The organism is Paraburkholderia sp. J94 (assembly GCF_905220285.1).
In the GTDB taxonomy this organism is placed as follows: Bacteria; Pseudomonadota; Gammaproteobacteria; order Burkholderiales; family Burkholderiaceae; genus Paraburkholderia; species Paraburkholderia tropica_A.
In genome coordinates, this window is sequence record NZ_CAJMZH010000007.1 from 185,386 (window position 1) to 198,958 (window position 13,573).

Annotated in this window: 11 protein-coding genes; 8 read left to right on the plus strand and 3 right to left on the minus strand. The window is 66.4% G+C overall.

All coding sequences use genetic code 11. The annotated features are described in order from the left end of the window. Positions 1-151 precede the first annotated feature (151 nt). On the plus strand, positions 152-796 hold the full coding sequence (locus U4Y88_RS16790) for an FMN-binding negative transcriptional regulator (protein WP_224008819.1): 645 nt from the start codon (positions 152-154) through the stop codon (positions 794-796). A gap of 49 nt (positions 797-845) precedes the next feature. Here the strand turns inward: U4Y88_RS16790 and U4Y88_RS16795 are convergent, their stop codons facing one another. Further along, positions 846-4,337, minus strand: a complete 3,492-nt coding sequence (locus U4Y88_RS16795; protein ID WP_321785166.1) for an AAA family ATPase — start codon at positions 4,335-4,337, stop codon at positions 846-848. Next, complete coding sequence (sbcD, locus tag U4Y88_RS16800; protein WP_321785168.1) at positions 4,334-5,578, minus strand: exonuclease subunit SbcD; 1,245 nt, start codon at positions 5,576-5,578, stop codon at positions 4,334-4,336. Before sbcD ends, U4Y88_RS16795 begins: the two co-directional genes overlap by 4 nt. A gap of 434 nt (positions 5,579-6,012) precedes the next feature. Between sbcD and U4Y88_RS16805 the strand changes: the two genes are divergently transcribed. Together U4Y88_RS16805 and U4Y88_RS16810 are read left to right on the plus strand one after the other, a co-directional pair. Continuing rightward, positions 6,013-7,566, plus strand: coding sequence for a methyl-accepting chemotaxis protein (locus U4Y88_RS16805; protein WP_224008813.1), 1,554 nt, complete (start codon positions 6,013-6,015; stop codon positions 7,564-7,566). A 231-nt stretch (positions 7,567-7,797) separates the two neighbouring features. Continuing rightward, the gene (locus tag U4Y88_RS16810; protein WP_321785170.1) at positions 7,798-8,787 is read left to right on the plus strand and encodes an IclR family transcriptional regulator; all 990 of its coding nucleotides are present in this window, start codon (positions 7,798-7,800) and stop codon (positions 8,785-8,787) included. A 91-nt stretch (positions 8,788-8,878) separates the two neighbouring features. Here U4Y88_RS16810 and U4Y88_RS16815 read toward each other — a convergent pair whose 3' ends face one another. Further along, positions 8,879-9,952, minus strand: a complete 1,074-nt coding sequence (locus U4Y88_RS16815) for a porin (protein ID WP_224008809.1) — start codon at positions 9,950-9,952, stop codon at positions 8,879-8,881. Between the two features lie 452 nt (positions 9,953-10,404). Between U4Y88_RS16815 and U4Y88_RS16820 the strand changes: the two genes are divergently transcribed. Genes U4Y88_RS16820 through U4Y88_RS16840 form a run of 5 tightly spaced genes read left to right on the plus strand, consistent with a single transcriptional unit; the run spans position 10,405 to position 13,555 of the window. After that, on the plus strand, positions 10,405-10,719 hold the full coding sequence (locus tag U4Y88_RS16820) for a non-heme iron oxygenase ferredoxin subunit (RefSeq protein WP_065057802.1): 315 nt from the start codon (positions 10,405-10,407) through the stop codon (positions 10,717-10,719). Position 10,720: 1 nt separating this feature from the next. Further along, on the plus strand, positions 10,721-11,032 hold the full coding sequence (locus tag U4Y88_RS16825; RefSeq protein ID WP_224008808.1) for a recombinase-like helix-turn-helix domain-containing protein: 312 nt from the start codon (positions 10,721-10,723) through the stop codon (positions 11,030-11,032). A gap of 37 nt (positions 11,033-11,069) precedes the next feature. Further along, a complete protein-coding gene (locus U4Y88_RS16830; protein WP_224008806.1) occupies positions 11,070-12,155 on the plus strand; it encodes an aromatic ring-hydroxylating oxygenase subunit alpha in 1,086 nt (361 codons plus the stop codon). Further along, entirely contained in the window at positions 12,148-12,960 is an 813-nt protein-coding gene (locus U4Y88_RS16835) for an SDR family oxidoreductase (protein WP_321785172.1), read from the plus strand. Before U4Y88_RS16830 ends, U4Y88_RS16835 begins: the two co-directional genes overlap by 8 nt. Before the next feature lie 58 nt (positions 12,961-13,018). Then, the gene (locus U4Y88_RS16840; RefSeq protein WP_224008801.1) at positions 13,019-13,555 is read left to right on the plus strand and encodes a cupin domain-containing protein; all 537 of its coding nucleotides are present in this window, start codon (positions 13,019-13,021) and stop codon (positions 13,553-13,555) included. The last annotated feature ends 18 nt before the right edge of the window (positions 13,556-13,573 follow it).

Consider the following 13,573-nt stretch of genomic DNA (forward strand, 5'->3'; position numbering starts at 1 on the left):
TGTTTCAGTTGGAGGCATGCGCTCGCACGCATGCCTGGTTCCCCGAATGCTGTCTTCGCTGGCTCTACAGCGTCGGCCGTTTTCGCGTGACAATACGTTTTTTGACGTTCGATGCGCGCGGCTTTAGCCGTCGGCGCCACGCGGAGCCCCCATGTACGTCCCAGCCCATTTCGACGAATCGCGCCCCGAGGCGCTGCACGCCTTCATCGCCCAGCATCCGTTCGGCACGCTGGTCACGCACGGCGCGAGCGGTCTCGACGCCAATCACATTCCGTTCGAACTGCTCGCGGGCGAAGGCGCGCTCGGCACGCTGCACGCGCACGTCGCGCGCGCGAATCCGCTCTGGCAGGAAGTCGCCGACGGCGACGAAGTGCTCGCGATCTTCCGCGCCGGCGACGCCTATATTTCGCCGACGTGGTACCCGAGCAAGCACGAACACCATAAGCAGGTGCCCACGTGGAATTACGCGGTCGTGCATGCCCACGGCCGCATCCGCGTGCGCGACGACGAGAAGTTCGTGCGCGGCGTGGTCGCGCGCCTCACGCGCACGCACGAAGCGGGCGAGCCGCAGCCGTGGAAGATGGGTGACGCGCCCGCCGATTATCTCGACACGATGCTCAAGGCGATCGTCGGCATCGAGATCGAGATCACGCGGCTCACGGGCAAGCGCAAGCTCTCGCAAAACAAGGAAGCGCGCGACATTCGCGGCGCGGCCGAGACGCTCCTGGCGCGCGGCGAACGCGAGATCGGCGAGCCGATGCGGGAGATCGCCGCGAGCAAGGAAGCGCAGGGCTGACGCGCGCTGCATTCCTCGTCCTCGCTGCGTTCTTTCGCGTCGCGCGCGGCTAGATCACCAGCCGCGAGTGGCCGATACCGCCGCCCTTTTCCACGCGGATCTGCGTGGCGATGCGCTCCTTGAGGCTGTCGACGTGGCTGATCACGCCGATCATCTTGCCGCTCGCGTTGAGTGTATCGAGCGCATCGAGCGCGATTTCCAGCGTGTCGCCGTCGAGCGTGCCGAAGCCTTCGTCGAGGAACAGCGAATCGATCGAGGTCTTGTGGCTCACGAGATCGGAGAGCGCGAGCGCCAGCGCGAGACTCACGAGGAAGCTCTCGCCGCCCGAAAGCGTGCGCGTGTCGCGCGTGACGTCCGCCTGCCAGCCGTCGACGATTTCCAGTTCAAGCTCGCCCGTCGATTTGCGGCGCAGCAGATAGCGCGCGTGCAGACGGTCGAGATGACGATTGGCGAGCGCGAGCAGATGATCGAGCGTGAGACCCTGCGCGAAGCGACGGAATTTGTCGCCCTTCGCGGAGCCGATCAGCGCTTCGAGATGCTGCCAGAGATCGGCGTCCTGGGTCTGCGCGTCGATCTGCGCGAACAGCGCGCGCTGGCTGTCGCGCTGCTGCGCGTCGCGCGTGAGCAGGCCGCGCTGATGGCCGAGCCGTTCGTTGAGCGTCGCGCTTTCCTTTTCCACGCTGTCGAGTTGCGCGTCGAGTTCGGCGAGCGTGGCGTCGGTTTGCACGGTCGCTTCGAGTCGCGTGAGTTTTTCGCGCGCGCCGTTCAGCAATGCCGTGGCCGTTTCGCGTTCCTGCTCGCGCTGTTGCTTGAGCGCGTGCAGACGCTGGCGTTCCTCGGCGGGCAGCAGCGCCGCGAGAAACGCGTCCTGCTGCGCGAACGGGCTGGCCGCGAGCGCGGCGAGCCACTGCTGCGCCGCTTGCGCCGCGGCATCGCGTTGCTGCGCGAGCGTGCGTTCGAGTTGCGCGACCTGGCCGTCGAGCGCAGCGAGTGTTTGCGTGAGCGCGTCGGCGCGCGCGGCGGCGGTGGCGAAGTCTTCGTCGGGCGCGTCGTCTTCGTCGTCGAATAGCGAATCCATCGGCACGTTGTGCGCCGCTTGCGCGACTTCCGCGCCGATCGCGGCGCAGCGCTCTCGCCACGATTGAAGTTGCGCGCGCGCGGTTTCGCCCTGCGCGCGTTCATGCACGAGCGATTCCGCGAGCGTCTGCATGCGGCGCTGCGTGTCCTGCCACTTGCGCCATTCGCTTTCGCGCGTTTGCAGCCACGCGAGAGGATCGTCGGGCAGCGCGGCGAGCGCCATGCCGCCTGTCCCGCCCATCTGCATCGATTCGAGCAACGCCTGCGCTTCTTCTTCGATACGCACGCGCAAGGCCGCGAGTTCGCGTTCGATTTCCGCGCGGCGTTCCTGCACGCTCTTGAGCGACTGCTCCAGCAATTCGGCGCGCGCCTGCGCCGCTTGCAGCGCTTGCGCGCAGCGTGTGTTCGCTTCGCGCGCGAGGGCGAGCGCTTCTTCGGCGCGTTCGGCATCGTGCAGATGCTGGCGGATTTTCTGGGCCGATTGCGCGGCGGCGTCGCGCGCTTGCGTGAGCGCGTCGGCGTCTTGCCAGGCGTCGGTATTCAGCGCGACCGGCGAGGCGAGGGCTTCGGTCAGTGCGTTCCAGTCCGCGCGATCCTGCGTGTCGCGGGCCGCGAGCGTGTCGTGTTGCGCGCGCTGCTGCGCCTGCGTCGCGCGCAAGGCCGACAGTTTCTCCGCCGCGCCCCGCAACGATTGTTCGGATGCCTGAACATCTGCACGGATCGCTTGCAGCGCGCTGTGCGTCGCCGACACATCGAGTGCGCGATACGCCGCGATGGCCGGATGCTCATGCGAACCGCAGAGCGGACACGCCTCGCCGGGCTGCAGGGCGTCGCGATGCTGCGAGAGACTGCGGATCACCTGCTCCTGTTCGAGCAGCGTCTGCTTGTCGGCGGCGCGCGCCTGGAGTTCGGCATGCGCACGTTGCAGCGCGACGAGCGCAGTGTCTTGCGCGGCGATCTCGCTGTCGCTGCGCGCGAGACTGGCGGCGAGCGTCGCGGTTTCCGCCGCGAGACGGCGGCGGCGCTCGGCGAGCGTTTGCAGTTGCGCCCAGCGCTCGACCGCGCGCTGCGCCGTTTGCGAGGCATCGCGCACCTGTGCGAGCGTCTGACCCGCGAGACGCGTGGTTTGCGCGGCGCTCAACGTCTGCAGTTGCGTATCCGATTCGACTTTCGCGCGTGTGCAATCGGCGAGCGTCTTGCCGTGCTGTTCGCGCTGCGCGTGACCATCGGCGAGTTGCTTTTGCAGGTTCGCATGCTGCGTTTCGCGCGCCTGACTATCCGCATGACGGCGCGCGCGTTGTTCGAACTGCTCGCGCCACGCGCCGATGCGCTCGCCCAGATGCGCGTGCGTTGCGTTCGCGTTGCAGTATCGATCGAGGTGCTGCTTTTCCGCGTCGAGTTGCGCGAGACGGCGTTCGGCGTCGCGTGCGATGCGCGCGGCCAGCGCGGCGGTCGCGCCATATTGACGGCGCTGCGCCGCCAGTTGCTCGGTGCGATGGCGGCGCGACGCGGCGAGATCGGCATCGGTCTGCTTGCAGGCGCTGTCGGTCTGCTGCGCGTGCTGATAAACCGGACGCAGCGCTTCGGCGGGTTCGCTCGCGGCGAGGCGCGCGAGTTCGGGCGCGGCCGCATCGAACGCGGCGCTCGCGCTCGCGAGCCGCGTTTGCGCCGCCTGCGCGTCGGCTTGCGCCTGGGCCAGATCGCGTCGCCATTGGCGCTGCGCGTGCAGCGTTTTCGTCTGCGTCGCGAGCGTGTTCGACTGCTCCGCGAGCGCGGCGATTTCCTGCGCCATCGACGTGCGCTGTTCGGGCGTCAGCAATTCCATGCCGTCGGCGCGTGCGCGCAACTGCTTGAGCGCGTCGCGCGCCGCGCCCGCGCGCTCGTACACCTGACGCGAGATTTCGCCGTAGATTTCGGTGCCCGTGAGTTCTTCGAGCAGTTCGGCGCGGTCGTTCGCGTTGGCGTTCAGGAAGGCCGCGAAGCCGCCCTGCGCGAGCAGCATTGAACGCGTGAAGCGCGGGAAATCGAGCCGCGTGATTTCTTCGACGCGCCGCAGTTTCTCGTTGATGTGCTGCGTGAGGATCGTGCCGCTGCCGTCTTCGTTTTCGACGGTTGCGAGTTCGACGCGTGGTTGTTGGAGCGCGCCGTCGACCTTGTCGCGCGCGCGGCGCTGGCTCCAGAACGCACGGTAAACCGCGCCTTTCACTTCGAACACCACTTCCGCGAGGCAGTCGGCGGTGTGGCGCGTCATGATGTCGTTCGCCGACGCCGACACGGTCTTCAGGCGCGGCGTCTCGTGATAGAGCGCGAGGCAGATCGCGTCGAGCAGCGTCGATTTGCCCGCGCCGGTCGGGCCGGTGATCGCGAACAGGCCGTTCTCCGAGAAAGGCGGCTGGGTGAAGTCGATGCGCCACTCGCCCTTCAGCGAGTTGAGATTTTTGAGTCGCAGGCTGCGGATTTTCATGCGTCGTCCTCCGGCGTGGCCTGCATGGCGGCGAGGATGTGCTTGTAGCGGTCGGTGAGCGCGGCGCGCAGATCGTCGTCGAGCGTTTCGTGGGCGAGGCGGCGCGCGAACACGTCGAGCGGATCGAGTTCGTCGAGCGTCACGCCCGCGTCGGCGTGCAGTTGCGCGGCGGCGTTGCCGCGTTCGCGGCGAATCCGCAGCACTTCCACGGGCAGATCGTCGGTCATCGCCTGGATGCGCGCGGGCAGGTCGGCGAGATAGTCGTCCTCGGCCACGGTCACTTCGAGCCATGCGGGGCGCTCGGGCGTGGCGTCGCGCGCGGCGTCGGCGAGCGCGGCGGGCAGCGTCTTCAGATTGCCGCGCAGCGCGATCAGCGTCTGGAACACGGGCACGGCGAGCGGCGTGACGGCTTCCAGGCCGTTCGCGCCGATGTCGACGAGCAGCACTTCCTTGCGCTGCGTGGCTTCGTCGAAGCTCAGCGCGATCGGCGAACCGCTGTAGCGGATGTGCTCCAGGCCGCCCACTTTCTGCGGACGATGAATGTGCCCGAGCGCGATGTAGTCGACGGGCGGAAACGCGCTGGTCGGGAACGCGTCGAGCGCACCCACGTAGATTTCGCGCACCGATTCGCTCGCGCTCGCGCCCACGGTGGTCAGATGGCCGGTGGCGATCAGCGGGAGCGGGCGGCCGAGTTCGGTGGCGAGTTGCGCGCGTTGGGACTCGGCGGCGGCGAAGACGGCCTGGTAATAGGCCTGGATCGCGAGTTGCAGCGACTGCTGCTTTTGCTCGGCGCTCTGGCCGGTTTCGCCCTGCATCACGTCGCGCGCGCGGATGAACGGAATCGCGCAGACCACGCAGCCCGGTTCATTGGCGCCGCCGCGCAGGGGCAGCACGCGCACCTGGTTTTGCGGCGCGTCGGCGTGCGGCACGACGTGGGCGGACAGGCGCTCCAGCAGCGCGCGGCTCTCGCGCAGCGTCGCCACGGAATCGTGATTGCCGCCCAGCAGGAGCAGCGTCACGCCGACGGCGTGCAGGCGCACGACGAGCTGGCTATAGAGTTCGCGCGCATAGCTCGGCGGCGTGCCGGTATCGAAGATGTCGCCCGCGATCAGGACGGCGTCGACGGCGTGGGCGTCGACCTGGGCGACCAGCCAGTCGATGAGCTGCTGATGCTCGGACTGGCGGCTCTTGCCCATGAAGTTCTGGCCCAGATGCCAGTCTGAGGTGTGGAGGAGGCGCATGGGGGCGTGGTGTGTACGGCGTTCGTTCGGAGGCGGCCCGGCCGCGCGCGTCGCGCGTGACGAATGGTGAGCGACAAGCGGCGAGTGACAGGCGGCGAGGCGGGCGCAAGTGGAGGATTGTAGAGCAGGGGCGGCGCGGGCCGGGATCGGCCTGACGTCCACATTACATCGGCATCGCGTTGGTGCAAGGTCGGCTCGCGGTCGGCCCCGCGCCGCGATGCATTAAGCACATGCCTAAAGTTTTTGCAGCGCCCTGCCGTTGACCCGTTCTGAAGCCTAAAAAAGCCGCATCGAGACTACACCAACCCGAATAGAGCCGCCCGCGCACGCTTCGCGACAGGGCGGACGATCCGTCCGTCGCCACCTTCCCGGCGACGGCTGAACAGAGGGAACGCCGCGCATCGCGCTTTCGCGCCGCGTTCCAGGAGACCAGAATGCTCAACAAGCTTTCGATACGCGCGAGTCTGACCCTGATGGTGGCGTTTTTCGGCGTGGTGCTGGTGATCGGCGCCGCGGCCGGGCTACTGTCGATGCGCGCGGGCAACGACGCGATGCAGGATATGTATACGGTGGACACCCCCGCCGTGGCCGACCTCGAAGGCAGCGCCGGCCAGCTCTTGCGGCTGCGGCTCGCGCTCGCCACCTATGCCTCGCTGGCCGATCTCGGCGACCAGAACGGCGCCAACGCCGTCCTCAAGCGCTTCGACACCTACCTCAAGATTTCCAACGATCGCCTCGATCACTATCTGTCGCTGGCCAGCCACGACGACGAGGAGCGCCGCCTGATCGCCGAGATGCAGGACAAGCGCAACACCTTCCTGCACGCGGGCGTCGATCCGGCGCTCGCGGCGCTCAAGGGCGGCGACCGCACGGCGTTCCAGGAATTGCAGGCGCACAAGCTGCCCGCGCTCTACAACGGTTTCGAAAAGGCGATGCTCGCGCTCGAACAGCGTCAGATCGACCACGGCGCGCAGCGCTATCGCGACGCGCAGACGCGCTTCAAGGCCGTGAGCATCGCGGTCGGCGTCGGCATGGTGTTCGCGCTGCTGTGCGCGTGGCTCGGCCGCGCGGCGCTGATGCGCGCGATCGTGCATCCGGTGGATGCGGCCGTCGCGCAGTTCGAGCGCATCGCGGCGGGCGACCTGAGCGCGGCGGTGGCGATCGCGAGCCGCAACGAGATGGGCAAGCTCTCGGCGGCCTTGCAGCGCATGCAGGCCGCGCTCGTGACGATGGTGAGCACGGTGCGCGCGGGCGCGGAATCGATCGATACGGGCGTGAGCGAAATCGCCGCGGGCAACACGGATCTGTCGCAGCGCACCGAGGAGCAGGCCGCCTCGCTCGAAGAGACGGCGGCCAGCATCGAGCAGCTGACGTCGACGGTCAAGCAGACGGCGGGCAACGCGCAGGAAGCCAGCTCGCTCGCGCACGGCGCGTCCGGGCTCGCGGCGCGCGGCGGCGAACTCGCGCGCGAGGTGGTGGGCACGATGCAGAACATCGTCGACGACTCGCGGCGCATCGCCGAGATCGTCGGCGTGATCGAGGGCATCGCGTTCCAGACCAATATTCTGGCGCTCAACGCGGCCGTGGAAGCGGCGCGCGCGGGCGAGGAAGGGCGCGGCTTCGCGGTCGTGGCGGGCGAGGTGCGCTCGCTCGCGCAGCGCAGCGCGGGCGCGGCCAAGGAGATCAAATCGCTGATCGACACCTCGACGGCGCGCGTGGAAACCGGCGCGACGCTCGTCGAGCGCTCGGGCACGACGATGGAGGAGATCGTCGGCGCGATCGGACGCGTGAGCGCGATCATGGGCGAGATTGCGTCGGCGGCGACCGAGCAGAGCACGGGCATCGACCAGGTGAATCTCGCGGTCGCGCAGATGGATCAGGTGACGCAGCAGAACGCCGCGCTCGTCGAGCAGGCCGCGGCTGCGGCGGCTTCGCTGGAGGATCAGGCGCGGCGGCTCGCTTCGGCGGTGGCGGTGTTCCGCACCTGAGGCGCGAGGCCGCCTGGTCACATTGCGGGGCACGGCCAGCGCCTGATGGCGGCGCTGGCGGGCGCGAATCGTCCGCGAATCGTCCGTGCATCGTCCGCGCATGGAGGGCGATTCCGGCATGAATCCGACGCGGCGGCATGGCGCCTGAACCGCCGATCTTTAAGTCCGGGCGGCGCTTCGCGTTATCATTGCCTCCAATCATCGACCGACTTCAGCAGATTCCAGCCGCCCATGGCCACCAAGAACACGACAGGCGCCGCGCGACGCAGCCCGGCGCCGGGCAAGCGCGCCGCGCCGCCCGAGGAGACCCGCGCCGCCGCGCAGAACGCGCCCCTCGACGAACTCGCCGACGCCGAATCGGCCAGCCCCGCCGAGGACGAAGGCGCGGGCGCTTCGACCTATCTCGTGCCGGGCCTCGAACGCGGCCTGCGCATCCTCACCGAATTCTCGGCGCGCGAACCCGTGCTGGGCGCGCCCGAACTGTCGCGCCGCATCGGCATTCCGCGCACCACCACGTTCCGTTTGCTCCAGACGCTCGAAGCGCTCGGCTTCATCGAACGCGCGAACGGCGACCGTCAATATCGCCTGAGCGTGGCGGTGCTGCGGCTCGGCTTCGAATATCTAAGCTCGCTCGAACTGACCGATTTCGGCACGCCGGTGCTCGAACGCCTGCGCGACGCCACGGGCCTGAGCACGCATCTGCTGATCCGCGACGGACGCGACGTGGTGTTCGTCGCCAAGGCGCAAACGCGTGAGCCGATGTTCAGCTCGGTGAAGGTGCATGTGGGCACGCGCCTGCCCGCGCATGCGACCGTGCACGGCCAGGTGCTGATGGGCGATCTCTCGCTCACCGAACTGCGCGGGCTCTATCCAGAGAAGCAGCTCGAACGCTATACGGACCGCACGCCCGCCACGGTCGCCGACCTCTACGCGCGCGTGCGTGAATTCGCGGAGCAGGGTTATGCGCTCAGCGAAGGGTCGTTCGAAACGGGGATTTCGGTCGTGAGCGCGCCGGTGCGCGACCAGTCGAGCCGCATCGTTGCGGCGCTCACGGCCACGGTGCCGCGCTCCGATATCGGCAGCGAGGCCGAACGCGCGCCGCTCGTCACGGCGGTGTGTGCTGCGGCGCTGGATTTGTCGGCGCGTCTGAATTATCGTCCGCTGCCGGGCGATCCTACGGCGGCGCAAGCCGCGCATGGCCGCAGCGTGCACGCGGGCTGAGTCGGTTCTGGAAGCCTGAATCGAAAAAGCGCGCCGTGTAAAGCGGCGCGCTTTTTTTCGTGCTTTTTTGTACTACTCGCGGATCACCGCATCAGAACGAGTGATGGATGCCCGTGAGCACGATCGTCTGATTGCGTCCGCTCGACACGCCCGCCGTGAAGAACGCGGCCTGCGCTTCCGAGTTCGCGTGCTCGTAGAGCGCGTTCACATAGACCTGCGTACTCTTCGAGAGCGCATAGACATCGCCGATCATCAGCTGCGTCCAGCGGCGGCCCGAGAGCGTCGTGGTGGCCGCGCCGCCCACGATCGAGTTCGCCGTTGTGAGCTGATAGTTCGCGCCTGCGTCGTAGCTCTGGAACGTGTCGGAATAGCCGTTCGATTGCAGCTTCGTGCGCGTATACAGACCGTGCACGAGCACCTTGCCGAACGAGTACGACGCGCCGATGCCCATGTTCTCGACCTTGTCGGCGATATAGCTTGCGGCGGCCTGGCCCTGGAACGTGGTGATGCCCGTGGTCGACATCGACACCGAACGGTCATGCTCGTTCGACCACGTTGCGCCGGCCTTGAACGGACCATTCGCATAACTAATCGAAAAGCCCATCGTGCGGCCGGTCGAGAAGTTCGTGGTGTTGCCGAAGCCGAGCATCGCGCCCGCCGTGAAGCCGTACCAGTTCGGCGAGCGGTATTTCACCGAATTGTTGTAGGGCACCACGCCGGTATCCGCGAGCTGATCGATATTGCCCGGATGGAACGCATACCAGCTCGCCGCGAGATACGCGGTGCTGAACGGATCGAGCACGTCGAACGCGAAAGGCGTCTGGTTGCCGAGCGTGAGCGTGCCGAAGCGGTCCGAGCTTAGCCCCACATAAGCCTGGCGATTGAACAGCGTGTTGGCCTTCGCCATCGCGCCCGTGTTCGTATAGAAGCCGTTTTCAAGCTGGAAGATCGCCTTGAGGCCGTCGCCCAGATCTTCCTGGCCGCGCAGGCCCCAACGGTCGGGCTGCATGTTGCCCTGTTCTTCCATCCACTTCGAATGACCCCCCACGTTGCTGACGTAGGCCACACCGGCATCCAGGCTGCCGTATAGCGTGACGCTGCTTTGCGCCCATGCAGACGAGACGGCGCACAGACCCGTCAACCCCGCGGCAATGAAGTGCTTCAACTTTGGACTCCTGATCGTATGACGAATGACCGGCTCCGGTGAAATGGCCTTGAAAGCCTGTCCGGAACCGCTAGACCCAACCCCTCGATGCGATGGCCGCTTTGCTTTTCTTTTTTGTCCGTCGTATGTTTCACCTATGGACAAACGTGCTGCCTATGGAAAGTATAGAGACTTGCACGAGACGCCAAAATACTTTTTCGGGAGAGTGGTTCCCCTGGGTGGGCAAGCGTGGACAAACCCGTCCTCGATACCTAAGCACTTGCACCGTAAGCGTTTTGGCAACTGTTTCGGCGTCCTCGACGAGTGCCTGGCCGACCCTTTTGAAGACAGGCTCAGTGTTTTCCCCAGGAGCGCTGGATTTTTATTTTTTCCTCCCGGCCAGACTTCTATAATGACCATACATAAACTACTGTTCCGCGTATGGAACACGGTTGCTTCAGGAAAGGTGAGAAATGGCTGAACAATGGCGCTGTGCCGGGCATGCCGGCGATCTGACCGAAGACGCGCCGATCGAGTACAAGCTCGACGGCACCGAAATCGGCATCTACAAGGTGGGCGACGAGGTCTACGCGCTCGAAAACGTCTGCCCGCACGCGTACGCGCTGCTGACGCAAGGTTTCGTCGACGAAGGCACGGTGGAATGCCCGCTGCACGAAGCCGTGTTCGACATCAAGAGCGGCGAGTGCATCAAAGGCCCGGGCGGCCGCGCGCTGAAGCAATACGCCGTGCGTCTCGCCGGTGAAGAAATCCAGATCAAGGTGGAATGACATGCGTGAAGTCCCTGTGAATTTCAATCCGATGCTCAAGCCCTGGGTCGCGCCGCAACCCAACAACGTCGCCGGTAAAGGCGTGATCGAGCAGCCGGGCCAGACCGAAAACATGATCTGGCAAAACCGCAAGGCCGAGCCGACCCAATACGAAAACGACTTCGGCGACGCGCTCGAACAAGTCTTCGAAGCCGGCGCCACCGAACTCGACGACGTGGTCGCCGGTTTGAACCGCATCGGTTTGCGCACGCCGGAAGGCGCGGCCTGGAACGCGGAACGCCTCGCCGCCGAATTCCGTCTGCTCGCCGAATAAGCGCGCGTCGGGCCAACAAGAATACGGAGTCCTCATCATGACGTCCCCCACGACCGAAACCGCAGCGAGCGCCGATCCGATCCGCGCCTATCTCGACCGCGGCATCAAGAACTACTGGTATCCCGTCGCGCCGAGCTGGCAAGTCGGTAACGCGCCCATCGGCATCACGCGCCTCGGCGAACAGATCGTGCTGTGGCGCGATCAGGACGGCCAGGTCCACGCACTCGAAGACCGCTGCCCGCACCGCGGCGCGCGCCTGTCGCTCGGCTGGAATCTGGGCAACCGCGTGGCGTGCTGGTATCACGGCATCGAAGTCGACGGCAGCGGCACCGTGCAGAGCGTGCCGGCCGTGTCGGCGTGCCCGCTCGAAGGCCAGAAGTGCGTGAAGTCGTATCCGGCGCAAGAGCATGCGGGTGCCGTGTTCCTGTGGTTCGGCGACGACGCGCACAAGGAACCCGCGCCGCTGCAACTGCCGGAAGAACTCGTGGGCGAGGAATACGCGAGCTTCCTGTGCATGTCGAACTGGAAGTGCAATTACCAGTACGCGATCGACAACGTCATGGACCCGATGCACGGCGCGTATCTGCACGCGACTTCGCACTCGATGGCCGAAGGCGACAAGCAGGCCGACATGCGCGTGCGTAAAACCGACTCGGGCCTCGTGTTCGAAAAGGTCGGCCAGCGCGACGTCAACTTCGACTGGGTCGAACTGGGCGAAACCGGCTGCCTGTGGATGCGTCTGGAAATTCCGTACAAGAAGAAGTTCGGACCGGGCGGCAACTTCGGCATCATCGGCTTCGCCGTGCCCGTCGACGCGGACAACTGCCAGGTGTATTTCTGGCGCACGCGCAAGGTGCAGGGCTGGCAGCGCGACGCATGGCGCTTCATGTACCGCAACCGCCTCGAAGGTCTGCATTGGGCCGTGCTCGAACAAGACCGCTACGTGCTCGAAAGCATGGCGCCGAACGCGCGCGATCAGGAATTCCTCTATCAGCACGACGTGGGCATGACGCGCGTGCGCCGCATGCTGCGCCAGCGCGCGCAGCAGCATTTCGCCGATCTCGAAGCGTTCCGCGCGCAGCAGCCCGCCGACGCGCAAGCCGAGAGCCACAGCCATGCGTGAGTCCGGCTCATCGGCACAAAGCGCGGCACAAAGCGCGGCACAAAGCGCGACACAAGGCGCGCTCGCGGGCCGTCGCGTGATCGTCACGGGCGGCGCGCGCGGACTCGGCGCGGCGTTCGTCACGACGCTCGCGGCAGCCGGTGCGCGCGTCGTGTTCGGCGACGTGCTGCACGAAGCGGGCGAAGCGCTCGCGCAATCGCTCGCGGCGCAAGGTCACGACGTCGCGTTCGCGGCGCTCGATCTTGCGCAGCCCGAGAGTATCGCGGCCTTCGTCGAAGGCGCGGCGCAGCGCATGGGCGGCATCGACGCGCTCATCAACAACGCGGCTATCACGAACTCGGGCGGCAAGTTCGCGCATGAAATCAGCGTGCCGACGTGGGACGCGGTGATGGACGTGAACGTGCGCGGCACCTGGCTCATGTGCACGGCGGCGCAGCGCTTTCTCGCGGAGTCGGGCCGGGGCGCGATCGTCAATATCGCCTCGGACACCGCGCTGTGGGGCGCGCCCAAGCTGCTCGCCTACGTGGCCAGCAAGGGCGCCGTGATCGCGATGACGCACTCGCTCGCGCGCGAATTCGGCGCGCAGGGCATCACCGTCAACGCCATCGCGCCGGGCCTCACCGAAGTGGAGGCCACCGCTTACGTGCCGGCCGAGCGCCACGCGTTCTACCTCGACGGCCGCGCGCTGCAACGCGCCCAGGTGCCCGAGGACGTGACCGGCCCCGTGCTGTTTTTGCTGACCGACGCCGCGCGTTTCGTGACCGGGCAGTTGCTGCCCGTGAACGGCGGCTTCGTGATGAATTGATATCGACGAGTTGACTATCCGTTCGCGAGAACGTTTGAAAGAACCCAAGGAGAAAACGATGGCCGATGCCGATCTCGAGCGCAAGTCGTGGGACCGTCCCGCAGAAGCGAGTTTTGATGACTGGATGAACAGCCGCGTGGCGCGCTATGAAACGCGCCGCTATGACTGGGACGCGCTGAAGTTCCAGGCCGACTACGACCCGAAGTACCGCCGCGCGCAAATGCGCTACGTGGGCACGGGCGGCACCGGCGTGTCGAAGGACAGCAACACCGTGCCGTCGGGCGGATTCACGTTCTCGACGATGGTGATCCCGGCCGGCAACATCGGCCCGAGCCATATCCATATCGACGTCGAAGAAATCTTCTTCGTGCTGCGCGGCAAGATGAAGGTGATCTGCGAGAAGGACGGCGAAACGTGGGAAGCCGTGCTCGGCGAGCGCGACCTGATCTCGGTGCCGCCGGGCGTGTATCGCACGGAAATCAACATCGGCGAGGAAGATGCGCTGATGTGCGTGATGCTCGGTTCGTCGAAGCCGATCACGCCGACGTATCCGCCCGATTCGCCGCTCGCGAAGATCAAGCGCGAACAGAAGTAAACAAGCAGTCGATCTGTA

What these genes read in the sequence shown, in the direction of transcription:
- U4Y88_RS16805 (WP_224008813.1), top strand. Translation starts at nt 6,013, where the DNA reads ATGCTCAACAAGCTTTCGATACGCGCGAGTCTGACCCTGATGGTGGCG.
- sbcD (WP_321785168.1), bottom strand. Translation starts at nt 5,578, where the DNA reads ATGCGCCTCCTCCACACCTCAGACTGGCATCTGGGCCAGAACTTCATG.
- U4Y88_RS16840 (WP_224008801.1), top strand. Translation starts at nt 13,019, where the DNA reads ATGGCCGATGCCGATCTCGAGCGCAAGTCGTGGGACCGTCCCGCAGAA.
- U4Y88_RS16810 (WP_321785170.1), top strand. Translation starts at nt 7,798, where the DNA reads ATGGCCACCAAGAACACGACAGGCGCCGCGCGACGCAGCCCGGCGCCG.
- U4Y88_RS16790 (WP_224008819.1), top strand. Translation starts at nt 152, where the DNA reads ATGTACGTCCCAGCCCATTTCGACGAATCGCGCCCCGAGGCGCTGCAC.
- U4Y88_RS16830 (WP_224008806.1), top strand. Translation starts at nt 11,070, where the DNA reads ATGACGTCCCCCACGACCGAAACCGCAGCGAGCGCCGATCCGATCCGC.
- U4Y88_RS16825 (WP_224008808.1), top strand. Translation starts at nt 10,721, where the DNA reads ATGCGTGAAGTCCCTGTGAATTTCAATCCGATGCTCAAGCCCTGGGTC.
- U4Y88_RS16795 (WP_321785166.1), bottom strand. Translation starts at nt 4,337, where the DNA reads ATGAAAATCCGCAGCCTGCGACTCAAAAATCTCAACTCGCTGAAGGGC.
- U4Y88_RS16820 (WP_065057802.1), top strand. Translation starts at nt 10,405, where the DNA reads ATGGCTGAACAATGGCGCTGTGCCGGGCATGCCGGCGATCTGACCGAA.
- U4Y88_RS16835 (WP_321785172.1), top strand. Translation starts at nt 12,148, where the DNA reads ATGCGTGAGTCCGGCTCATCGGCACAAAGCGCGGCACAAAGCGCGGCA.